Below are 20930 nucleotides of genomic sequence, written 5' to 3'. Positions count from 1 at the left end.
TTGAAATTTTACATTGCCTCGAGTTTCAGCAATATTGCTGTTGTTCGCGAAGTCAGTGAGTGGTTGAAAAACAATGGCTGGAACCAGACGTATGATTGGACACAAAACGGAAAGGCTTCTTCCATTCCAATGCTTCGCGAAATAGGTGAGAAGGAAAGAAATGCGGTGAAAGAGGCTGATATTGTTGTCATTATGCTGCCGGCCGGGAAAGGAAGTCATGTAGAATTGGGATTGGCGCTTGGTTTTGGGAAACGCGTTTTTCTCTATTCTCCGGATGAACGAATAAATGATTTCGCGCTCACAGCAACCTTTTATCATTTGCCGGAAGTCGAAAAATTTGTGGGTACAATAAATGATTTCGTTGAGAAGCTGCTTTCGGCAAAGTGATAGAGTTTCAGAACAGTATTTTTCCCATGCCTTGATAACAACATTACTGTGCAAAGAAATGCATAAAAAACTCTCTAAGTGTTAGACAAGTTTGTTAAAACTCGAGAACGCTTTAGGGAATATTTTTTATAACATTACTCGCAAAATGCATCAAGCTTGTGATTTATGCTGAAATGGACATTTTCCTTTAATAGGTTCAATATCGTCACCAATAAAGAATTGCTTCCATTCGAGATGCGTCGGGTCGCCAAAGTGACCGATATCTGGATGTTTCGGTAGCTGATCCCAAACTTCTACACGTTTGCGAACCTTTTCACGTGACATTATACCACCTTTCTCGGTTCCTTCTAATCCTTCAAATATCTTGCGGGGCTGGAATCCAAGTACCATTGCATTTCCAAGGTCTCGTGTCTTTCGCTTCTTATATGCAGGAGCATTTCCGAAAACAAAAATTGGCTCACCAGAAAAGCGGAAATCCCATAAATAGTGTTCTGGATCGCGGGGACTGTCTTCTGGCCATTCAACTTCATCAACCTCATGCAAGTATTGGAGAATATCCCAAAACTGCTTTCGATAATCTTCAATGGAACCTTCCTGCTCAAAAGGTTCTACAAATACAAAAAGACCGTGTCTCTTGTAGTTTGGAGATTTAAATAATTCCAGAAAACCTTCTACTGCAGACGGTAGATTACTCCAGTCGTCTTGATTGATATAAGCATAGCGAAGCTCGCCTTTTTGTTGGCCACTCATTCCAAAAATGCATGGGAACGTGCTATCTGTCACCGTCTCATCAAAAGTTTCGTATTCTTTATAAAGCCAACTTGGTAAGTCTGTTCGTTTTTTAAAGTCTTCTTTAGTTAGTAAATCTCGTTCTTTTGCACGCAGACGATCGCCTCCATAATTGTATTTCCTCGTGCTTATGGTTTACCCCAGTCTAATTTTGTCGAAACACAACATTATGGAAATCAGTAATCTTCGAAGTATGGTATTATTTAAACACTGTCTAACATGGCAGACTTATAAGGTTAGAAAATCATGGAAGAGAGTACAATGAAGCATATTGACTGCGTGCAGCTCAACAGGAGCAGCAGAGGAGGATAATGAAAATATTTTAACCGATGGCATCCGCAAAGCCGGGGAAAGTGCCACTGGCTTTGCAGGGGGTGGCGCTCTTACAGAGGACGATTCATTGCAAGGAGAACGGACATTTGGAGTAGATGAATATGCTGGTACTTATCAGGCTGAATATCAAGGATTTTCCGGCAGAGAAATATTGTTTGGCGGAACATCGTTGGAAAGAAAATCAGGTGATACACTTCAAATTCAATCTGATGTGAATGCGCAAAGTGGTGAAATAAAGGTTTATTGGAATTCTGGTGAATCTGAGCCTGAATTATTATTTAAAGGAGCTGGGGAACATTCAGCAACGATCCAGTTAAAAGGAGGCTGGGAGTACCTTAGTATTAGGGGACCGAATTTACAGGGGACGTTCGGATTGAAGTGGAATAAAGAACTGGGGGTATGTGAGAGGCCTCACTCCCCCAACCCTACCTCACGCACACTCCACTCCCAAAGCCTTCTAGCTAGCATTTCATCCTCTGCCCGTTTTGAGACCGCTGCTTCATCATGATTGTGAAAGTATTTTCCCGAAAGATGGCGTAAATGGCTGTCCACGGCTAAATGAACGGCTGTGTTGGCACCTTCTGCAGGTGTCTGAAAAAATGGCCGCAGTAGACGGACGATTCCCTTGCCGAAGCCTGTTTCCCGGTCGATGCCAAGTCCGGTGGAGACCGCACCTGGGTGGACGGCATTAACCGTTACATTTGTCGTGCGCAGACGCTTGTCCAATTCTTTCATGAACAAGACATTCGCCAATTTGGACTGACCGTAGCCTTTGAAAATATTGAATCCTTTCTCCATGTGGGGGTCGTCGAAATGAATGTTGCCCCATTTGTGCGCTCCGGAAGAAATAATCACAATCCGTCCGTCCTCCGATTCCTTCAACTGCTCCAATAATAGATTGGTTAACAGAAAATGTCCCAAATGGTTGACTCCCATCTCCAGCTCAAATCCGTCCTTTGTCTCCGCGCGTTTGGGGGTGACGACGCCTGCATTGTTGATGATAATATCGAGACGGTCGTACCGCGTTTTGAATTCGTCCACGAAATCTCTCACGCTTTGCAATGAAGCCAAATCCAGCAGCATCATATCAATATGGGGAGTGCGGCTCTTCTTTCTGGCCTCTTCCAGTGCCGTTTTCCCTTTTTCTTCATTTCTGCAAGCCATGACAACATGGATTCCTTTTCTGGCCAGGTCAATGGTCGTTGCCAGCCCCATTCCGGAATTGGCGCCTGTGACGATTGCTGTTTTCATTACTTTATCTCTCCCTTTTTACAGTCGATTCCAAATAGCAATCAGAACAAGAATCCCTACAATAATCCAAATGATTTTTTTGGAACGCTTTTTCTTCTGCCAGCGGTTCGGATCAAATTGGACGTCACCCTCATCTTTTTCCCGGTAAAAATGCCGCCGATTCCTCCAGGGAGAGTAAGGGTTTGCCCTAATCAAGACGATTGGTGCAATCAGGAAGCCTCCAATAGCTCCGAAAATATGGGCGGTGGAGTTGATATTCGAGCCGATGAAAGTCATGACCAAACCGATAATAAAGATAATTAAAATCACCTGTCTGCTGCCGGAGTCGATAAAATGTTTGCGGAAAGCGAGCATAAACAAATAAATGCCGAAAAGACCGTAAATCGAGCCGGAAGCGCCCAGATGCACATAAAAGATTTCCGCTGGGCCAAAGATGAAAGTGGCGATATTTCCGATGATTCCCGCTGTAAGAAAGGCGATGAGAAACTTCACTTTCCCCAGCATCTGCTCCAGCGCTGGACCGAAAATCACCAGGGCAAAGGAATTAAACAGCATATGCATGAGATCGCCATGCAGGAAGATCGGCGTAACGAGCCGCCAGTACTGTCCCTGATCAACAAAAAAGTTATTCCCGGCTCCCCATTGATAGATCAGATTTCCAAACGGAAGCTGCAGAAAATCAATAATCAGCCATAACGCCATAAAGACTATCACAAGCACTGATGTCACAGGATAATACTGGATAAATTCTTTTATACTTCTCTCATTTCGTATAAACATATTGGGTTCCCCCTGCGGCAAAATTATTTTATCTTTCATGTTTGTCGGGTACTATTATTATAGTTGAGCACGGAAGCAGGTATAACTTCCTTTTAGCTTACTAAATGTTGAAGAAGAATGGAAAAAATATGTACACCGCAGGAAGGATATAGACAATGATAAAAGGAATTGGCATCGATATCGTGGAATTGCACCGTATCGCGCACAGCCTGGAGAAAAGTGAGCGGCTGGCTGACCGGGTGCTGACACCGAAGGAAAAAGAGTTATTTGAACGCATGCCTACAGACCAACGTCGCAGTGAATTTCTCGCCGGGAGATTTGCTGCAAAAGAGGCATTCGCCAAAGCTACCGGCACAGGGATCGGCATCTTAAGTTTTCAAGACATAGAAGTAACAACCGATAAGACGGGGGCGCCGAATATCCGTGCAAACGGCTATGAGTCTCTCCGCCCTTTCCTTTCGATTACCCATTCACGGGAATATGCGGTTGCTCAAGTTGTCCTGGAAAGCAAATGACTGGTGCATATTTGCCAAGGTTGTCTCATATATTTTAGTGCGGGTAGGAGGGAACAATTTTGTTTATTTTCACCGCAAAAGAAATGAACGATATGGATCGCATAACGATGGAGGAAACCAGCCTGGAAGGTAAAATGCTGATGGAAAATGCGGGAAGGGCGATTTCCGAGAGGCTTGAACAGATGCGCGAGAAGTCAGACCGGATACTGGTGCTTGCGGGCTCGGGCAATAATGGCGGCGACGGATTTGTCGCGGCAAGGACGCTGATGAACGATTTTTATGACGTTCAAGTGGTACAAGTCGTGCCTGATGAGAAAATTACCGGGGATGCGCTTTATCACAAGCAGCTCCTTGAAAACTTCGGGGGAGAGGTTGCCAGAATTTCCGAATCTGCTGAGCTTGGGGCTTGGCTGAGTGAAGCGGATGTGGTGGTCGACGCCATGATCGGAACGGGCATAAATGGTGAATTGCGTGAACCGCTGGCCGGAATGGTGAAACTTCTCAACGACTCGCCTGTAAGGACGATTTCGCTGGACATTCCATCAGGTCTTCCGGCAGGTGAAGGGGTGCAGGAATTTACGGCAGTACAGGCGGATCAAACAATCATCGTTGCCGCGCCAAAGATAAGCGCCTTTCTCCAGGCAACGGCATCCTACTACGGCAGTTGGGAGACTGTATCGATCGGCATGCCAATGAAGGTTCTCAGGCAGCATGCGACAAGACAGGTTTGGACCGCAGAGAACTTTCGCCAGACGATGCCCTCGCGCCAGCAAAATGATCATAAAGGCGATCATGGAAAAGGCCTGGTGATCGGAGGCAGTGCGGAAATGCCAGGTTCGCTCGCCATGACGGTACGAGCTGCATTGCGGACAGGAGCAGGTCTTATCACCGCAGCAACGACTGAGCGGGTGATGAACATGATTGCTCCCTGGAATGTCGAAGCAACCTATCTCACTCTTGGCGAAACGAATGGTGTGCTGAACAATGACAAACCCGTTCCAGCAGATGCGTATGATGCGGTCGCGCTGGGCATCGGGATGGGACGCAGCAAGGACACCGAGGCGCTGGTCCATCAAGTCATGGAAAAAGCACCAGGCCCAGTGGTGGTTGACGCAGATGCTCTGCACCATGTAAAAGCCGATCTTGCCATCCTGGAAAATCGTACAAACCCGACGGTGCTTACCCCGCATCCCGGAGAAATGGCGATGCTTTTAGGATTAGAGGTTCCTGAGCTATTGGCCAAGCCGTTTGCCTATTCCGAGGAATTTGCGCGGAAGTACCAGGTTTATGTGGTGCTGAAAGGCAGCCACACGATCATTACCGCACCCGACGGCACTCAAGGAGTGAACCCGACCGGCAATCCGGGACTTGCCAAGGGCGGGAGCGGCGATATCCTGACAGGCATGGTCCTCGCCATGGTGATGCAGAAGCAGGAAGTTTTTCCGGCATTATGCAATGCATGCTATCTCCACGGGGAAGCAGCCGATCGTTTAGTGGACAAGAAGCACAGTTATCATGATCTTTTGGCTTCTGATGTGATCGAAGGAATAGCAGATGCATATCGCAGCATTTCTTAGTTAATTTGCGTGAAAATGTTCCCTCTTGTTTGGACTGACAACAAGGGAGATATGTTCATGAAAAGAATCTTAGCGATTAGCTTAACGGTATTCAGCTTGATTTTTGTGCTGGCGGCCTGCGGAGAGAAATCGCAGGAGGATGTAGCGGCCCAATTGCAAGAGAATTTGGAAGAAATGAGCGGATATAAGGCGCAAGCTGTCATGGAAATGAACACCGGGCAAGAATCGCAGCAATTCAACATTGACATTTGGCACAAGAAAGAGGACTTCTACCGGGTGGCGCTGGAAAATAGCCAGGATGAACAAGGCAGCCAGGTGATTTTGAAAAATGAAGAGGGAGTCTTTGTGCTGACACCTGCGCTGAACAAAAGCTTTAAATTTCAATCGGAATGGCCGGACAACAGCAGTCAGCCATATTTGTACCAGTCCTTGGTGCAGGACGTGCTGAATGACGAGGAAGCAGAATTTGAAGCAACCGAATCCCATTACGTTTTCCGTACAAAAACCAACTATCAAAGCAATAATAACCTGCCGTTCCAGGAAATCCATTTTGACAAAAATACCTTAACGCCGCTGTTGGTGAATGTGCTCGATCAGGATCAGAACGTATTGGTGCAAGTGGAATTCACGGAATTTGATACGTCGCCGGAGTTCGCTGAGGATGACTTTACGATGGAGAAAAACATGGCAACAAGTACAGCAGCCCCGACAATGTCTCACCAGCAGCAAGATGGATCACTGGCCGTGCTGATGCCGACATTTACTGCAGGTGCTGAACTGACCGAGAGAAGTGACACGGAATTGGAAAACGGGCAGCGGACGATTCTCCAATATTCCGGAGATAAAAATTTCACCCTGGTACAGGAAACGGCAGAGGTGCAGCCGACTTTCTCCGCTCCACAGCCAGTGAATGGAGAGATCGTCAACCTCGGCCATACCGTGGGATCCATTTCCGGGAACAATATAGAATGGACCGCAAATGGCGTGGAATACATGCTGGCAAGCGAAGAACTTACCAGGGAAGAGATGATCGAAGTCGCACAATCCGTTCAGGGAATAGCAGTGAAATAAATGGATCACAGGCAAGCAGACTCACAGGTGGAGGGGGGTCTGCTTTTTTGTGTTTGATAATTGTGGGGAAGTGTTGGCATGGATGTTAAGTCGCGGGGCCAAGATGTTAATTCGCGAGACAGACACCTCAAATAGCGCGAACTCAGCGCCGAATCGCGCGGACACGGCATCAAATCACGCGCCCCCCCCTAAGATCGTGTTAAAATAAAATTATACTCGTGGACTTGGTTGACACCAACCGCACAAACAGAAATAATAAAGAAAAACTGCTATAGAAGAAGGAGTACTAACAGTGAAGGCAAGTTTTTATCGAGATACATGGGCGGAGATCGATCTGTCGGCCATCGACCACAACATCCGGCAAATGGCGGAAAAACTCCCCGACACAAGCGATATTATCGCCATTGTCAAGGCAGACGGCTATGGCCATGGCAGTGTGGCGGTGGCAAAGCAGGCACTCAAGGCAGGGGCGAAAGCGTTGGGTGTGGCTCTTTTGGAAGAAGCGCTGGAACTGAGAAAGGCTCAGATCGATGTGCCGATTCTTGTGCTCGGCTGGGTGCCGCCAAGAGGAGCGCCAGTTGCTGCAGAGCACGATATCACGCTCACATTTTTTCAGGAAGAATGGCTGGAGGAAATAAGCAGCTACACACTTCCAAAACCGCTGAAGGTGCATATGAAGTGGGATACGGGGATGGGTCGGATCGGACTTCGGACAGAATCCGAGCTGAGAGACATCCTTTATGCATTAAATAAAAATCCAAGCATATATTTAACTGGAGTGTTTACGCATTTTGCAACGGCAGATGAGAAAGATTTCACCTATTTGCGAAAGCAGCAGGATTGCTTTGAAAAACTGCTCGCCGTCTTTCGCGAAATGTGGCCGCATCCGGTGACGATCCATACCGGCAATAGTGCGGCGTCCATCCGCCTGCCGGGGGAGATGTATGATGCCATTCGATTTGGCATTTCTATGTATGGTCTGTATCCATCTTCTGTGGTTAAGTCGGAGCAGGGAATATCGCTGAAGCAGGCCTTCTCGCTCCACAGCCGACTTGTGAATGTCAAGCAAGTGGCAGCTGGCGACACGATCAGCTATGGCCGCACCTATAGCGCGCAGGAAGAGGAATGGATCGGCACCATTCCAATTGGCTATGGGGACGGGTGGATTCGCAAACTGCAGGGGATGGATGTGCTGGCAGACGGAAAACGAATGCCAATTGTCGGCAGAATTTGCATGGATCAGACGATGATTCGGCTGGATCAGGCATATCCGATCGGCACAAAGGTTACCTTGATTGGACACCAGCAGGGAGCATTCATCGACATGGATGAGGTGGCCGCACATCTGGAGACAATTAATTATGAAATCCCCTGTATGATCAATGAACGTGTTCCGAGAATATATTCAGGCAGTAAGCGATAATGTTTTCATATACCACTTCGAGACAGTTTCTAAACGACAAAAACAGCTTTTTTTATAAAAACTTGCAGAATCCCTTTGCAAACGTGTCGGATGAATGATAATATTAAACGTGACATTTATATGGTTCGTTCAACAGTTGGCGGAGGTGTATGGTTTTGTCAGAGAGTTTACAGGAAGTGTTAGTTAAATTACCAACAAACCTACTGAATGAGGTGGATGGATTCATGAAATATGAAAACAGCGATTTGAGTGACTTCATTAGTCAGGCGACGAGAAACTACTTGCAGCATAAGCGCGATGAACACATCCAGAGCTTTTACGAAACGATGCAACGTGGTTATGAAGAAATGGCCCGGATTAATCTAACAATTGCTTCCGAGGCTTTTCAGGCCGAAGAGGAGGCTGAAACCACTCTAGAGCGCACTGTGATCGGGGTGTAACAATTTGATCGTTCAACGAGGCGAAGTCTATTTCGCCGACTTATCCCCAGTAGTGGGGTCAGAACAGGGCGGCGTCCGGCCAGTACTGATCCTGCAAAATGATATAGGTAACCGTTTTAGTCCTACCGTGATTGTTGCTGCAATCACAGCTCAAATCCAAAAGGCTAAACTGCCAACCCATGTGGAGATCAACGCCAAGCGGTACGGATTTGACCGCAATTCCGTCATATTGCTGGAACAAATCCGCACATTGGATAAGCAGCGCCTAACGGATAAAATCACAAAGCTTGACCAGGAAATGATGAAGAAGATTAATCACGCGCTGGAAATCAGTCTTGGTTTAAAGGATATGTATGGTAACGGTAACTAGCCCCCCTTGTGAAGAGGAGGGTTTTTTAGTTGTGTGTAGGGGTAAGCGGGGGATTCAGCGGAAACTCCAACCAGAGAACGAGAACTCAACCGGAGAAGAGGGATTGGGACTCGAGGGGCGGAGAACTTCCGCCGGAGAGCACAAACTTCCTCCCGAGCACCACCACACCAACCATTCCGCCTAACCCCAGAACGACCACCCCGCCCCCACTGCCATAACCCGCCAAAATTATTCCCGCGTTTCCGCATTTTTCCAATATGCTCAGGATGTTTCGAGAGTTTTCACAGATTATATGTTACAATAGTCTATAAACGACTACATTAATAAAAATACAACAAGAAATAACAATAAATAAATCAACGGGGGTACGAGAATGGACGGAAAGCTTAAGGAAATCGTATTGGAAAACAGCGACGTTATCGTGCAGAAGTGGCTGGAGGAAATTAATTCTGACAAGGAAAAAAGCAATATTAAGTCGATACCTGATGAATTGTTTGAGACCACAAACAGGGAATTTGTTAATGTTATCTTTAGAAGCATCAAAAATAATATGGAGCCTGCTTCGGTGGAAAATTTTGCGGAGAAGGTTATTAATCTTGGCTGGCCGCTGAGCTATATTACGGATGGTCTGCAGGTATTCAGGAGAGTCATGGTAAACTATATCGTCAATCAGCCTGCGGAACAAAGGGATATTGCCGATTTCACTGAAGTTATGAAAAGTGTCGATGACTGGCTGGATCCAATTATTCGTCAGCTCGTTGATGAATATACCGGTAGCTGGGAGCAGACCGTCTCCATGCAGAAGGTTGCTCTTCAGGAATTATCCGCTCCAATCATTCCACTGGTTGATAATATAACAGCCATGCCGCTGGTGGGCACCATTGATACGGAACGTGCCAAATTAATTATGGAGAATTTGCTTGACGGGGTGATCAATCACAATTCCCAAGTTGTACTGATCGATATTACCGGGGTGCCGATTGTCGATACGATGGTAGCTCATCATATTATCAAGGCAGCTGAAGCTGTGCGTTTGGTCGGTGCCACTTGTATTCTCGTAGGTATCCGTCCGGAAATTGCACAGACAATCGTCAATCTGGGGATTGATCTAAGTAAATTCCCAACCCAGAGCACTATGGAAAAAGGATTTAGGCGGGCTCTTGAACTCACTGACAGAAAGATCGTTGAGTTTGATAGGAAAGATGAGAACGTTGAAAATCTAATCCATTCCATAAAAGGGGAGTGAGAGCATGCGAATTCCTATTTTAAAATTAAACAACTATCTTTTGATCTCGATTCAAACAGAGATAGATGACAATACAGCTATACAATTTCAGGAAGATTTACTCAACAAAATTCATCAAAACGGTTCCTCGGGTGTAGTAATTGATCTAACCTCCGTGGAAATTATCGATTCCTTTATTGCGAAGGTTCTTGGTGATGTTATATCAATGTCTGATCTGATGGGGGCGAAGGTAGTACTAACCGGAATCCAACCGGCGGTGGCATTAACACTGATCGATCTTGGCATTCATTTGCAGGATGTCCCTACCGCCATGGACCTGGAACAAGGGCTTGTCAAACTCTACCAGGAACTGGGGGAATAGGGATGGAACCTCAATCTTTTGTTGAAATAAAAGAGGAATGGGATATTGTCGGCGCCAGGCAAATGGGCCGCAATATTGCCAAAGAGGCTGGTTTCGGAACGGTGGATCAGGCGCGGATTGCCACAGCAATTTCCGAACTGGCCCGTAATATCTATTTATATGCAGGAAGCGGGACAATCAGCTATGAAATTCTGGAGAAAATGGGGCGCAAAGGGCTAATCATTACTGCCACCGATTCAGGTCCCGGTATTCCTGACCTCAGTTTGGTGATGGAGGACGGCTACACGACTTCAGGCGGACTCGGGGCGGGGCTTCCGGGCGTAAAACGTCTCTCGGATGAATTTGACTTGCGGTCAGAGGAAGGAAAAGGGACCACTGTGCAGTGTATCAAATGGGTTCGCTGAGTGTGGAATTGGAATTCGTTGAATGACGAAAATGCACGAGTGGAGGGCATGCTCCGCATAATCAGTGGGGGGTCTCCGTATAAACCGTCCCAATTAGTAAACAATACAGCGAAAATTACTATATAAAACGGAACAGAAAAACAGAAGTCCTGACAATCAGTTAGGGGGGGATACGAGATGGACAACGCGATAAAAATCGACGCAGCAACATATAAAGATTTGCTTGAGCATTATATTAAAACCCGGGACGAGCAGTCACTATACGGAGCGGAACAGGTCAGTAAATCATTTATCAAAAAACAAATCCTGCCAGATGAAATCGTCAATTTGTATATCCAGGCAATGGCCGAGCTTTATCCGGAGATGTGTAAAGATGTCCAGGCCTCCATGGATTTTTTGCTGGAGACGATGATCGCTTATGGTCTCGCCCACCAAGAGTACCAGAATCTGCGTGAAGAGCAGCTTACCCTGAAGTCGGAAATCTCGGTTGCAGCCAATATGCAGAAAACTTTGTTGGGAACAACGAAACCGGAAATTGAGGGACTGGATATCGGGGTGGTGAGTGTCCCAGCTCATCAGATGAACGGCGATTACCACCATTTTGTTAAAGGGGAAGATGGATCTCTCGGGATTGCTATAGCCGATGTTGTCGGAAAAGGGATCCCGGCTGCTTTATGCATGTCGATGATCAAGTACTCGATGGAAACCTATCCGGAAGAGTCGACGAGTCCAAAGAAGATGTTAACAAACCTTAATAAAGTAGTGGAGCGTAATGTGGACCCGGGAATCTTTATTACGATGTTTTACACCCATTACCTCCCCTCTGAGAGTACATTGCGGTATGCATCCGCCGGGCATGAACCAGGCTTTTACTATAATGCCGAAACAGATTCTTTTGAAGAAATCCACTCAAAAGGGATCGTGCTGGGTGTGACGCCTGATACGGAATACCAGCAATATGAGCTCCCGATTTACCCGGGCGATATGGTGGTCCTGCTGACAGACGGCGTGACCGAAGCCCGGGATGGGGAACGATTTATCGAGACCGAGGAATTACTTGATGTGATTAAGCAGTATGCCGATCTCCCTGCCCAAGAGATGGTGCAGCAGGTTTATAAGCACTTTGAGCGGTTGCAGGATTTTCAGCTGCGCGACGATTTTACCTTGTTAATCTTAAAAAAACAGGTTTAAGGATAATATGATGCGGGAAAATAGAATGATGATACGATGTAAAACGGTTGAAATGTTGTGCTCGGCACCATACAGCCGTTTATTCATTTTCAGGAGGTAGAATATGAATTTAAAAATTGATGTCGTGGACGAGTCGGGCAAATCAATCGTTCATTTATCAGGAGAAATCGATACTTATACAGCACCTGACTTACGAACAGCCCTGCTGCCATTGACAAAAACTGAGGGTGAATTGGTGGAAGTCGATTTGGCAAAAGTTAACTATATGGACTCCACAGGGCTCGGTGTTTTTATCAGTGCGCTGAAATCCACCAAGGAAAATGACAGCAGCATGCAGCTGGTGAATATCCAGGATAGCGTGCGCCGTTTGTTCAGGATTACAGGGCTGGATGAAGTAATAACCATAAAAGACGGGATTCGGGGTGGAAGTGAGTAATGGATATGATGGATTTTATTGAAATGAAGCTCCCCGCAAAATCGGAATATGTTGGTGTCATCCGGCTAAGCATCTCAGGGATCGCAAACCGGATGGGTTTTTCGTATGAGCAAATAGAGGATTTGAAAGTCGCGGTTTCTGAAGCACTTACAAATGCTGTATCTCACGGTTATGAAGACTCCGGTCACGGGGAGATCACCGTAGGATTTGGTGTATACGAAGACCGGCTGGAAGTGATGGTTGCCGATCATGGGGGAAGTTTCAAACTGAACGAAATTAAAGATGGCATCGGACCCTATAAACAATCGGAACCTGTCGAAAACCTTAGAGAGGGAGGTTTTGGTCTCTTCTTGATTAATGCACTGATGGATAAGGTGCAGATTAATACAAATTCTGGTGTAATTGTAATCATGACTAAGTTTTTAAATGAAGCTGAGGTGTTCTCTGATGACGACCAAATCTCAACCAGACAATAAAGGGCGAGATGAAGTATACCAATGGATTGAACATCTTCAAGCAGAACCGATGGACGAGAAAGTACAGGAGAAAGTCGTCCTGAAATATGAAAATCTCGTGGAATCCATTGCCAGAAAATATTCCAAGAACTCCACCATTCATGAAGATTTGGTGCAAGTTGGCATGATTGGTCTCTTGGCAGCGGTGAAACGTTATGATGCATCATTTGGCAAATCCTTCGAGTCTTTCGCTATCCCAACGATTATTGGGGAAATTAAACGGTTTATCCGGGACAAGACATGGAGTGTACATGTTCCGAGACGAATTAAGGAGCTCGGACCGCGAATCAGAAAGGCTGTGGATGAACTGACTACAGCCAATCAGGAATCGCCTTCTGTGCAGCAGATTGCCGATTACTTGGAAGCAACCGAGGAAGATGTCCTGGAAACGATGGAGATGAGCAAAAGCTACAAGGCGCTCTCTGTAGACCATAAAATAGAAGCCGATTCCGACGGCAGTACTGTCTCCATTTTGGACCTCGTAGGCAATGAAGAAAATGGTTATCAAAATATAGACCAGCGGATGATTCTGGAAAAAGTTCTTCCGGTACTTTCTGAGCGTGAGCAGCAGATTCTTAAGTACACCTATTTTGAAAATTTAAGCCAGAAAGAAACAGGAGAACTGCTCGGCATCTCGCAAATGCATGTCTCCAGATTGCAGCGCCGTGCACTAAGAAAACTCCGGGAGGCCATTCAGTCGGAAAGTTCGGAGGTTTTTGATTGAGCTCTTCAAGCAAGGTAGAAGTCTCTGTTTTTCAAAAGCCCAAAAAAGGAAATTATCAGTGCGGCGACAGCTACTTTTATACAGAATCTGATGGCTTTTTTGTATGCGCCATTGCAGATGGCCTTGGAAGCGGAGAACATGCCAAAGAATCCTCGCAAATTGTAATAGACATTATTCAAAATAATGCCGGGGGCGCAGTCGGGCAGCTGGTGAAGCTTTGCAACCAGCAGCTGGCTGGAAAAAGGGGAGTGGTCGTTGGTATCCTGAAGCTGGATTTCCATGCCCAAACGTCCTCTTTTTCCTCTATTGGGAATATCGGCATGATGACCATTAACGGCCGGAAGAAAAAGCGCAATATTCCCAATGGGGGCTATCTGGCAGGCTATGAGCGCCCATTTAAGGTGGTCGAAGAAAAATTGGAACCGGAGACAAATTTTATCATGTTCTCCGACGGTGTGACCGATAAGGAATTAGCAGAGCGGTACTTACTGAATGACAATGTACACACCATCACCAATACGTTTTCTGTGATGAGCGACGAGGTTCGTGTAGATGATACGACATTGATTGCGATAAGATATGAAGGGTGAAGGCTGGCTAATGGGAGTCAGTCTTTTTTGTGGTGGGAACTTCCTGCCGAGAGAGGAAACTTCCGGCGGAGAGAGGAAACTTCGGGCCGAGAACTGGGACTTGCGGTCGAGGGCAAGAACTTTCGTCCGAGAGGAGAAACTTCCGGTCGAGAGTAAGGAACCCCCGCCCGAAAGCGAGGGGTATTTCCGCAGCGGCAGCTTAACCTTTCAAGCTTTATTAGGCACGCCACACGATTTTTGATAAACTATAAAGGTAGAGAAAGGTGGAGTCACAGTGGCAGAGGAAATGAAACAAGACTTGATTGGTTGGGTTTCCAGAGAGACAGAAATTGCGAAACGTACAGTGGATAAAGTAATTACACTTTTAAACGAAGGGAATACCGTGCCTTTTATCGCCCGCTATCGGAAAGAAGCCACGGGCAGTCTGGATGAAGTGCAGATTAAAGATATCCAGGACAAATGGACATATGTCGTTAATTTATCGGAAAGAAAAGAAGAAGTGCTCCGAATTATCGAGGAACAGGGGAAATTAACCGAAGAATTAAAGCAGGAAATCATCCAGGCGGATAAACTGCAGCGTGTGGAAGATTTGTACCGGCCATACAAGCAGAAACGCCGCACCAAGGCGACCATTGCCAAAGAAAAAGGACTGGAGCCGCTGGCCGAACAGGTTTGGCAGCAGTCCATCAGCAACGTGCACAAGGAAGCGGAGAATTATTTTTCCGAGGAACATGATTTACATACAACAGATGATGTCCTTCAAGGGGTCAATGATATTTTGGCAGAGTGGATGTCCGATGAGCCGGTGTATCGTGAATACATTCGCGAGGAAACCTTCAAGCGTGGGGCGATGCAGTCAGCGGTGAAAAACGAGGAAAAAGATGAAAAGCGTGTGTACGAAATGTACTATGACTACTCAGAACCTGTGCGCTCTATGGTTTCCCACCGGATATTGGCATTAAACCGCGGGGAGAAAGAGGAAGTGCTGAAGGTGTCGATCGAACCGCCAAGAGATCGGATCATCGGCTACTTGGAAAAGAAAATCATCAAACAAAGCACCCAAGAAAAGGGGAAAGAGGTGCTGAAGGCCGCTATTGAGGACAGCTATAAACGGTTGATCGAGCCATCGATTGAGCGGGAGATCCGCAGTAGTTTGACGGAAAATGCAGAAGAACAGGCGATTTCTGTTTTTGCCGAAAACCTGAAGAATTTATTGCTGCAGCCGCCTTTAAAAGGAAGAACCGTCCTGGGAGTGGATCCTGCTTTCCGGACCGGCTGCAAACTGGCGGTTATTGATGAGACAGGAAAAGTTCTGGAAGTGGGAGTAATGTACCCGACAGCTCCAAGAAAAGATGTGCGGCGAGCGGAAAAGATAGTTCTGGGGCTGGTGAAAAAATATAACATTGAGCTCGTGGCAATTGGTAACGGCACGGCCTCCCGCGAGACAGAGCAGTTTATTTCTGATGTTATTTCCGAAAACAGCCTGGAACTGCCATACATTATCGTCAATGAAGCAGGTGCCAGTGTCTATTCTGCATCCAAACTGGCTCGGGAGGAATTCCCCGACTTGCAGGTGGAGGAGCGGAGTGCGGCTTCGATTGCCCGGCGGGTGCAGGACCCATTGGCCGAACTGGTAAAAATTGACCCCAAGTCAATCGGTGTCGGGCAGTACCAGCATGATGTCAGCCAGAAGGAGCTGAATGCTTCACTGACCTTTGTAGTGGAGACGGCGGTAAACCAGGTTGGCGTCAATGTGAATACAGCTTCCGGTTCCTTATTGCAATATGTTGCAGGCTTAAGCAGCACGGTTGCGAATAATATTGTGAAACAACGAAATGAAGAAGGAAAATTTACTAATCGGAAGCAGCTAAAAAAAATACCGCGTCTTGGTGCAAAAACCTATGAACAGGGCATCGGATTTTTACGTATTACGGATGGCGAACATCCACTGGATCGTACACCGATTCACCCGGAAAGCTATAAAACGACGGAACAATTACTAAAAATTCTCGATTGCAGCCAAGCGGATATTGGAACCGAACAACTGCAGGAAAAACTCCAGTCCGTCAACAGCCGGGATATGGCAGAACAGCTGGAGATTGGCGAACCGACATTAATTGATATTATGCAGGCACTCGGCCGTCCGGAGCGCGATCCGCGTGATGATTTCCCGCAGCCATTGCTTAAACAAAATGTCATATCTCTGGAAGACTTAGCACCTGGAATGGAGATGCAGGGAACGGTACGGAATGTCGTCGATTTTGGTGTGTTTGTTGATATTGGAGTGAAACAGGACGGACTTGTGCACATTTCCAAAATGGCAAACAAATTTGTCAAACATCCGATGGACATCACAGCAGTAGGGGATGTGGTGACTGTTTGGGTGGAGCAGGTAGATGTACAGAAAGGGCGTATTGCTCTGTCTATGGTGAAAAAGTAGATGGGATTAAGTGAGAAGCTCGTTCAATGACAGTCAAATATATTTAGTATAAAAAAGAGCCGTGCAACTGTGCACGGCTCTTTCATATTATCTTATTTTACACTCTCTGGAACCGACAGGCCGAGGAGTTCTGCAACTCTTTCGCCCCATTCAGGATCCGCTTTGTAGAAGTGTTCAATTTGACGCAGTTTGATTTCGTCACTTTCGACTGGACGCATATGGTCCGCGAAGTTTTTAACGAGGCGGGCTTTCTCTTCCTCGCTCATTAAGCGGTAGAGGTTGCCAGGCTGCGTGTAGTGATCTTCGCTGTCATATGCCACGCTGTCTGCTTCGCCGGAAACTTCAAACGGGTTGGATTTTTTGGTCAGATCTTCCGCCGGTCCATTGAGGCTGTTTGGCTCATATACTGGAGCGGCTCCGCCATTTCCGTTTACGGTCATGTAACCATCTTTCTGATAGTTGTTTACTTCAGATTTCGGACGGTTTACCGGAATTTGCTGATGGTTAGCACCAAGACGGTAGCGATGAGCGTCTCCATAGCTGAAGATACGTCCCTGCAGCATTTTATCTGGTGATGCTTCGATTCCTGGTACAAAGTTGCCTGGTGTCAGAGCTGACTGCTCAACCTCGGCAAAATGGTTTTGCGGGTTGCGGTTCAGCACCATTTTCCCAACTTCAATCCGCGGGTAGTCTTTCTTGGACGCTATTTTCGTTACATCAAACAGGTCCCACTCGTACGTTTTGTAGTCTTCGAAAGGGATGATCTGCGCGTACAACGTCCAAGAAGGATAATCACCTTCTTCAATGGCGTTGAACAGCTCTTCCCTGTGGTAATCCGGATTTTCACCGGCAATCTTGTCCGCTAATTCCGGGTCAAGACCTTTCACACCCTGGTCACTGACGAAGTGATATTTTACCCAAAATGCTTCTCCTTCTTCATTTACCCATTTATAGGTATGGCTTCCGTAGCCGTTCATATGGCGAAGTGTCGCCGGAATACCACGGTCGGAGTGCAGATAAGTGATCTGATGCAGCGACTCTGGTGAAAGGGACCAGAAATCCCACACCATGTTGACGTCTTTCAAGCCGGTTTGCGGATGACGTTTTTGCGTATGAATGAAATCCGGAAACTTGATGGCATCACGAATGAAAAAGATTGGTGTGTTATTGCCGACAAGGTCATAGTTTCCTTCATCTGTATAAAACTTGACCGCAAAACCGCGCGGGTCACGAACGGTATCAGCTGAGCCAAGTTCTCCGGCAACTGTTGAAAAACGGATGAACATATCGGTGCGTTTGCCTTTTTCGCTAAGGAAATCAGCTTTTGTGTATTTGGAAATTTCATCATTGGTCACTTCGAAGTAGCCAAATGCTCCGGCGCCTTTTGCGTGTACAACACGCTCCGGAATACGTTCTCTGTTGAAGTGTGCCAGTTTTTCAATTAAATGGTAATCCTGAATTAATACAGGTCCTCGCTGCCCGGCAGTAAGCGAGTTTTGATTATCCCCTACAGGTGCGCCGTTTCCTGAGGTAAGTGTTTTTCTTTCCTTACTCATATGTGTATCCCCTCTCCATTTGCAGAATGTATGTCCACTATTTATTATAATACATCACAGATAAAAATCAATGTTTAATTAAAATCATTTTAAATAACATCGACTTTCTCTTACTACTATATTAATAGGAGCATCTCTGATTTACAAGAATATTGTTTGTCCGTATAATAGGGAAAAAGGTATAAAATCTAAGGAAGTTTTCGCAAATGGCACTTTTAACTGATAGAGAGTTGCATGAATTGGTAGATTCACTCTCCCGCCAGCATTTCCACAAACCATTCCAGGATCAGGTTCAGTTTAACTTCAGACTCCGTACCACAGGGGGCAGATATATCCCCGTAAAGAGAGTCATTGAATTAAATCCGAAATATGCGGCGGAAATGGCAGGGGATGAGTTCATCGGCATCATAAAACATGAATTATGCCACTACCATCTTCATATAGAAGGGAAAGGTTATAAACACGGGGATGCTGATTTCAAAAAGCTGCTGAAACAAACCGGCTCGCCAAGACATTGCACTCCACTTCCTTCCCAGCCCGAGTATAAGTATCTATACCGCTGCAAAGACTGCGGCCAGGAATATCGCCGCATGCGCAGAGTGAATACGGGAAGATACAGGTGTGGCAAATGCCGGGGCAGGCTGATGAAGGCAGAAGGCGAATGAGTATTGAGGGAGGCAGTATGCGTATAGGAGTCTCTCTTTCCAAGCTGAATTATTGGGGAAGGTTATTGCGGAACTTGCAAGTGTAATGAAGAAACATCAAGGTATTCCTGGTGTTTAAAGGTTGAACCCAAGTTTTTTAATGAAATCCATTGACGAAAGTTGTCATCCGTGATAAATTATAAAAGCTGACAAATTGCCTGGCGCAATCAGCTGAAAAAAGTGTTTGACATTATTTTAAAAATACTGTATTATATTTAACGTTGCATTTGAATCAAAAATCTTCGAAGACAGCAACTGGACAGTCAACATATATTGATTGATAGGATTATTCCACAGTAGCTCAGTGGTAGAGCTATCGGCTGTTAACCGATCGGTCGCAGGTTCGAATCCTGCCTGTGGAGCCATTCGGAGAAGTACTCAAGTGGCTGAAGAGGCGCCCCTGCTAAGGGTGTAGGTCGTGAGAACGGCGCGAGGGTTCAAATCCCTCCTTCTCCGCCATTTTATATGGCCCGTTGGTCAAGTGGTTAAGACACCGCCCTTTCACGGCGGTAACACGGGTTCGAATCCCGTACGGGTCATTTCCTTAATTATTTTTTAAAAAGAGCTGGGTCCGGTAGTTCAGTTGGTTAGAATGCCTGCCTGTCACGCAGGAGGTCGCGGGTTCGAGTCCCGTCCGGACCGCCAGTTGTTGGGCCATAGCCAAGCGGTAAGGCATCGGGTTTTGATCCCGTGTACCCCAGGTTCGAATCCTGGTGGCCCAGCCATTTTTATTTCTGAGTGAGGAAAATCATAAAACGTTTAGTGCAAACACGTTAAATTTGGATAAACTGTTGTGTGCATACCTTCAAGGAGCGCATTATCGCTGAATGAATGATGGTGTTGAAATGAACGCTTGCGAAATAACAGTAAAACTTCAATTATAGGAGCCATTAGCTCAGCTGGCAGAGCATCTGACTTTTAATCAGAGGGTCGGAGGTTCGAATCCTCCATGGCTCACCATTTTTGCGGATGTGGCGGAATTGGCAGACGCGCTAGAATCAGGCTCTAGTGTCCGTTTAGGACGTGGGGGTTCAAGTCCCTTCATCCGCATCACTTTAATTGCTGCTGAATTTATTGCAGCAATTAATTTTTCCTTTTAAACAGCACAATGCGGTCGTGGCGGAATGGCAGACGCGCTAGGTTGAGGGCCTAGTGGGAGTTAATCCCGTGGAGGTTCAAGTCCTCTCGGCCGCACTTCTTTCCAATATATGATAGTGAATGTGTGAAATACATGTTATATTTAACTATCATGCTTTAGCGCCCGTAGCTCAATTGGATAGAGCGTTTGACTACGGATCAAGAGGTTAGGGGTTCGACTCCTCTCGGGCGCGCCATTATACGGGAAGTAGCTCAGCTTGGTAGAGCACTTGGTTTGGGACCAAGGGGTCGCAGGTTCGAATCCTGTCTTCCCGACCACTCCGGATAATATAGTATGCCGAGGGTATAAAAACAAATTTCTCACCAAATGCGGGTGTAGTTTAGTGGTAAAACCTCAGCCTTCCAAGCTGATGATGTGGGTTCGATTCCCATCACCCGCTCCATTTAATTTTTGTGGGCCTGTAGCTCAGCTGGTTAGAGCGCACGCCTGATAAGCGTGAGGTCGGTGGTTCGAGTCCACTCAGGCCCATTGTGCTTTTTTATTAAAATTAAGCATTGACATCCGCTGTTTATTATTGTATACTTAAAAACTTGCTAGAAAAACAGCAATTAAGATTTGCTCTTTGAAAACTGAACAAAACAACCAGTATGAACGAAACAAGAGGAAGCCATTGGATGCTTTTAGCAAACGATGGTTCCCCTGAAACAATTTTTGAAGCTAAGACCATC

The 20930-nt window shown here is 46.3% G+C and carries 21 protein-coding genes and 12 tRNA genes; 29 read left to right on the top strand and 4 right to left on the bottom strand.

Features of this window, described 5'->3' with window-relative positions:
- Positions 1-387, top strand: coding sequence for a nucleoside 2-deoxyribosyltransferase (locus CEG13_RS15330; RefSeq protein WP_100012766.1), 387 nt, complete (start codon positions 1-3; stop codon positions 385-387).
- A gap of 150 nt (positions 388-537) precedes the next feature.
- On the opposite strand, the gene CEG13_RS15325 is transcribed toward CEG13_RS15330, so the two are convergent.
- The 3 genes from CEG13_RS15325 to CEG13_RS15315 form a co-directional block, all read right to left on the bottom strand.
- A complete protein-coding gene (locus CEG13_RS15325) occupies positions 538-1272 on the bottom strand; it encodes a YqcI/YcgG family protein (RefSeq protein ID WP_100012765.1) in 735 nt (244 codons plus the stop codon).
- 648 nt (positions 1273-1920) lie between these two features.
- Positions 1921-2760, bottom strand: a complete 840-nt coding sequence (locus CEG13_RS15320; RefSeq protein ID WP_100012764.1) for an SDR family oxidoreductase — start codon at positions 2758-2760, stop codon at positions 1921-1923.
- 18 nt (positions 2761-2778) lie between these two features.
- On the bottom strand, positions 2779-3540 hold the full coding sequence (locus CEG13_RS15315; RefSeq protein WP_100012763.1) for a rhomboid family intramembrane serine protease: 762 nt from the start codon (positions 3538-3540) through the stop codon (positions 2779-2781).
- Between the two features lie 155 nt (positions 3541-3695).
- On the opposite strand from CEG13_RS15315, the gene acpS reads away from it, so the two are divergent.
- The 15 genes from acpS to CEG13_RS15235 all read left to right on the top strand — a co-directional run bounded on the left by acpS (position 3696) and on the right by CEG13_RS15235 (position 16843).
- The gene (gene acpS / locus CEG13_RS15310) at positions 3696-4055 is read left to right on the top strand and encodes a holo-ACP synthase (protein ID WP_100012762.1); all 360 of its coding nucleotides are present in this window, start codon (positions 3696-3698) and stop codon (positions 4053-4055) included.
- 59 nt (positions 4056-4114) lie between these two features.
- A complete protein-coding gene (locus CEG13_RS15305) occupies positions 4115-5632 on the top strand; it encodes an NAD(P)H-hydrate dehydratase (protein WP_100012761.1) in 1518 nt (505 codons plus the stop codon).
- 57 nt (positions 5633-5689) lie between these two features.
- Positions 5690-6703 carry a LolA family protein gene (locus tag CEG13_RS15300; protein WP_100012760.1) on the top strand — a complete coding sequence of 338 codons (1014 nt, stop codon included), beginning with the start codon at positions 5690-5692 and terminating at the stop codon, positions 6701-6703.
- Between the two features lie 292 nt (positions 6704-6995).
- A complete protein-coding gene (gene alr / locus CEG13_RS15295; protein WP_100012759.1) occupies positions 6996-8126 on the top strand; it encodes an alanine racemase in 1131 nt (376 codons plus the stop codon).
- Between the two features lie 155 nt (positions 8127-8281).
- Positions 8282-8566, top strand: a complete 285-nt coding sequence (locus tag CEG13_RS15290; RefSeq protein WP_100012758.1) for a CopG family ribbon-helix-helix protein — start codon at positions 8282-8284, stop codon at positions 8564-8566.
- Between the two features lie 4 nt (positions 8567-8570).
- Positions 8571-8936: a type II toxin-antitoxin system PemK/MazF family toxin gene (locus tag CEG13_RS15285; RefSeq protein WP_100012757.1), complete on the top strand. Its 366-nt coding sequence runs from the start codon at positions 8571-8573 to the stop codon at positions 8934-8936.
- A 373-nt stretch (positions 8937-9309) separates the two neighbouring features.
- Positions 9310-10182, top strand: a complete 873-nt coding sequence (locus CEG13_RS15280) for an RsbT co-antagonist protein RsbRA (RefSeq protein ID WP_100012756.1) — start codon at positions 9310-9312, stop codon at positions 10180-10182.
- Between the two features lie 4 nt (positions 10183-10186).
- Complete coding sequence (locus CEG13_RS15275) at positions 10187-10543, top strand: STAS domain-containing protein (protein WP_100012755.1); 357 nt, start codon at positions 10187-10189, stop codon at positions 10541-10543.
- 2 nt (positions 10544-10545) lie between these two features.
- Positions 10546-10947, top strand: a complete 402-nt coding sequence (locus CEG13_RS15270) for an anti-sigma regulatory factor (protein ID WP_100012754.1) — start codon at positions 10546-10548, stop codon at positions 10945-10947.
- 177 nt (positions 10948-11124) lie between these two features.
- The gene (locus tag CEG13_RS15265; protein ID WP_100012753.1) at positions 11125-12138 is read left to right on the top strand and encodes a PP2C family protein-serine/threonine phosphatase; all 1014 of its coding nucleotides are present in this window, start codon (positions 11125-11127) and stop codon (positions 12136-12138) included.
- Positions 12139-12241: 103 nt separating this feature from the next.
- Positions 12242-12574 (top strand): STAS domain-containing protein, encoded by a 333-nt coding sequence (locus CEG13_RS15260; protein WP_100012752.1) that lies wholly within the window; start codon positions 12242-12244, stop codon positions 12572-12574.
- Positions 12574-13050 (top strand): anti-sigma B factor RsbW, encoded by a 477-nt coding sequence (gene rsbW / locus CEG13_RS15255; protein WP_100012751.1) that lies wholly within the window; start codon positions 12574-12576, stop codon positions 13048-13050. Before CEG13_RS15260 ends, rsbW begins: the two co-directional genes overlap by 1 nt.
- Positions 13022-13813 carry an RNA polymerase sigma factor SigB gene (sigB, locus tag CEG13_RS15250; protein ID WP_100012750.1) on the top strand — a complete coding sequence of 264 codons (792 nt, stop codon included), beginning with the start codon at positions 13022-13024 and terminating at the stop codon, positions 13811-13813. Before rsbW ends, sigB begins: the two co-directional genes overlap by 29 nt.
- Entirely contained in the window at positions 13810-14403 is a 594-nt protein-coding gene (locus CEG13_RS15245) for a SpoIIE family protein phosphatase (protein ID WP_100012749.1), read from the top strand. The genes sigB and CEG13_RS15245 overlap by 4 nt, the downstream gene beginning before the upstream one ends.
- A gap of 286 nt (positions 14404-14689) precedes the next feature.
- The gene (locus CEG13_RS15235) at positions 14690-16843 is read left to right on the top strand and encodes a Tex family protein (RefSeq protein WP_100012855.1); all 2154 of its coding nucleotides are present in this window, start codon (positions 14690-14692) and stop codon (positions 16841-16843) included.
- Between the two features lie 92 nt (positions 16844-16935).
- On the opposite strand, the gene CEG13_RS15230 is transcribed toward CEG13_RS15235, so the two are convergent.
- Complete coding sequence (locus CEG13_RS15230; RefSeq protein ID WP_100012747.1) at positions 16936-18399, bottom strand: catalase; 1464 nt, start codon at positions 18397-18399, stop codon at positions 16936-16938.
- A 206-nt stretch (positions 18400-18605) separates the two neighbouring features.
- Between CEG13_RS15230 and CEG13_RS15225 the strand changes: the two genes are divergently transcribed.
- From CEG13_RS15225 to CEG13_RS15165, 13 genes are all read left to right on the top strand, one after another.
- Complete coding sequence (locus tag CEG13_RS15225; RefSeq protein WP_100012746.1) at positions 18606-19064, top strand: SprT family protein; 459 nt, start codon at positions 18606-18608, stop codon at positions 19062-19064.
- A gap of 329 nt (positions 19065-19393) precedes the next feature.
- Positions 19394-19468: transfer RNA gene (locus tag CEG13_RS15220), tRNA-Asn, on the top strand.
- A gap of 3 nt (positions 19469-19471) precedes the next feature.
- Positions 19472-19562: transfer RNA gene (locus CEG13_RS15215), tRNA-Ser, on the top strand.
- Between the two features lie 8 nt (positions 19563-19570).
- Positions 19571-19642: transfer RNA gene (locus CEG13_RS15210), tRNA-Glu, on the top strand.
- Between the two features lie 29 nt (positions 19643-19671).
- Positions 19672-19748, top strand: a tRNA-Asp gene (locus tag CEG13_RS15205).
- A 5-nt stretch (positions 19749-19753) separates the two neighbouring features.
- Positions 19754-19828 (top strand) — tRNA-Gln (locus tag CEG13_RS15200).
- Positions 19829-19987: 159 nt separating this feature from the next.
- A tRNA-Lys gene (locus CEG13_RS15195) sits at positions 19988-20063 on the top strand.
- A 5-nt stretch (positions 20064-20068) separates the two neighbouring features.
- A tRNA-Leu gene (locus CEG13_RS15190) sits at positions 20069-20153 on the top strand.
- Positions 20154-20213: 60 nt separating this feature from the next.
- A tRNA-Leu gene (locus CEG13_RS15185) sits at positions 20214-20297 on the top strand.
- A gap of 63 nt (positions 20298-20360) precedes the next feature.
- Positions 20361-20437, top strand: a tRNA-Arg gene (locus CEG13_RS15180).
- A gap of 5 nt (positions 20438-20442) precedes the next feature.
- Positions 20443-20519, top strand: a tRNA-Pro gene (locus CEG13_RS15175).
- 51 nt (positions 20520-20570) lie between these two features.
- Positions 20571-20644 (top strand) — tRNA-Gly (locus tag CEG13_RS15170).
- A gap of 12 nt (positions 20645-20656) precedes the next feature.
- Positions 20657-20730: transfer RNA gene (locus CEG13_RS15165), tRNA-Ile, on the top strand.
- Positions 20731-20930: the final 200 nt, after the last annotated feature.

This window comes from Lentibacillus sediminis, assembly GCF_002763455.1.
GTDB lineage: Bacteria > Bacillota > Bacilli > Bacillales > Amphibacillaceae > Lentibacillus_D > Lentibacillus_D sediminis_A.
This window is presented reverse-complemented; position numbering and strand designations above follow the sequence as displayed.

Coding starts and splice junctions, on each gene's coding strand:
- CEG13_RS15275 (WP_100012755.1), top strand. CDS start 10,187: ATGCGAATTCCTATTTTAAAATTAAACAACTATCTTTTGATCTCGATT.
- rsbW (WP_100012751.1), top strand. CDS start 12,574: ATGGATATGATGGATTTTATTGAAATGAAGCTCCCCGCAAAATCGGAA.
- sigB (WP_100012750.1), top strand. CDS start 13,022: ATGACGACCAAATCTCAACCAGACAATAAAGGGCGAGATGAAGTATAC.
- CEG13_RS15270 (WP_100012754.1), top strand. CDS start 10,546: ATGGAACCTCAATCTTTTGTTGAAATAAAAGAGGAATGGGATATTGTC.
- CEG13_RS15235 (WP_100012855.1), top strand. CDS start 14,690: ATGAAACAAGACTTGATTGGTTGGGTTTCCAGAGAGACAGAAATTGCG.
- CEG13_RS15230 (WP_100012747.1), bottom strand. CDS start 18,399: ATGAGTAAGGAAAGAAAAACACTTACCTCAGGAAACGGCGCACCTGTA.
- CEG13_RS15320 (WP_100012764.1), bottom strand. CDS start 2,760: ATGAAAACAGCAATCGTCACAGGCGCCAATTCCGGAATGGGGCTGGCA.
- CEG13_RS15315 (WP_100012763.1), bottom strand. CDS start 3,540: ATGTTTATACGAAATGAGAGAAGTATAAAAGAATTTATCCAGTATTAT.
- CEG13_RS15265 (WP_100012753.1), top strand. CDS start 11,125: ATGGACAACGCGATAAAAATCGACGCAGCAACATATAAAGATTTGCTT.
- CEG13_RS15260 (WP_100012752.1), top strand. CDS start 12,242: ATGAATTTAAAAATTGATGTCGTGGACGAGTCGGGCAAATCAATCGTT.
- CEG13_RS15225 (WP_100012746.1), top strand. CDS start 18,606: ATGGCACTTTTAACTGATAGAGAGTTGCATGAATTGGTAGATTCACTC.
- CEG13_RS15280 (WP_100012756.1), top strand. CDS start 9,310: ATGGACGGAAAGCTTAAGGAAATCGTATTGGAAAACAGCGACGTTATC.
- CEG13_RS15300 (WP_100012760.1), top strand. CDS start 5,690: ATGAAAAGAATCTTAGCGATTAGCTTAACGGTATTCAGCTTGATTTTT.
- acpS (WP_100012762.1), top strand. CDS start 3,696: ATGATAAAAGGAATTGGCATCGATATCGTGGAATTGCACCGTATCGCG.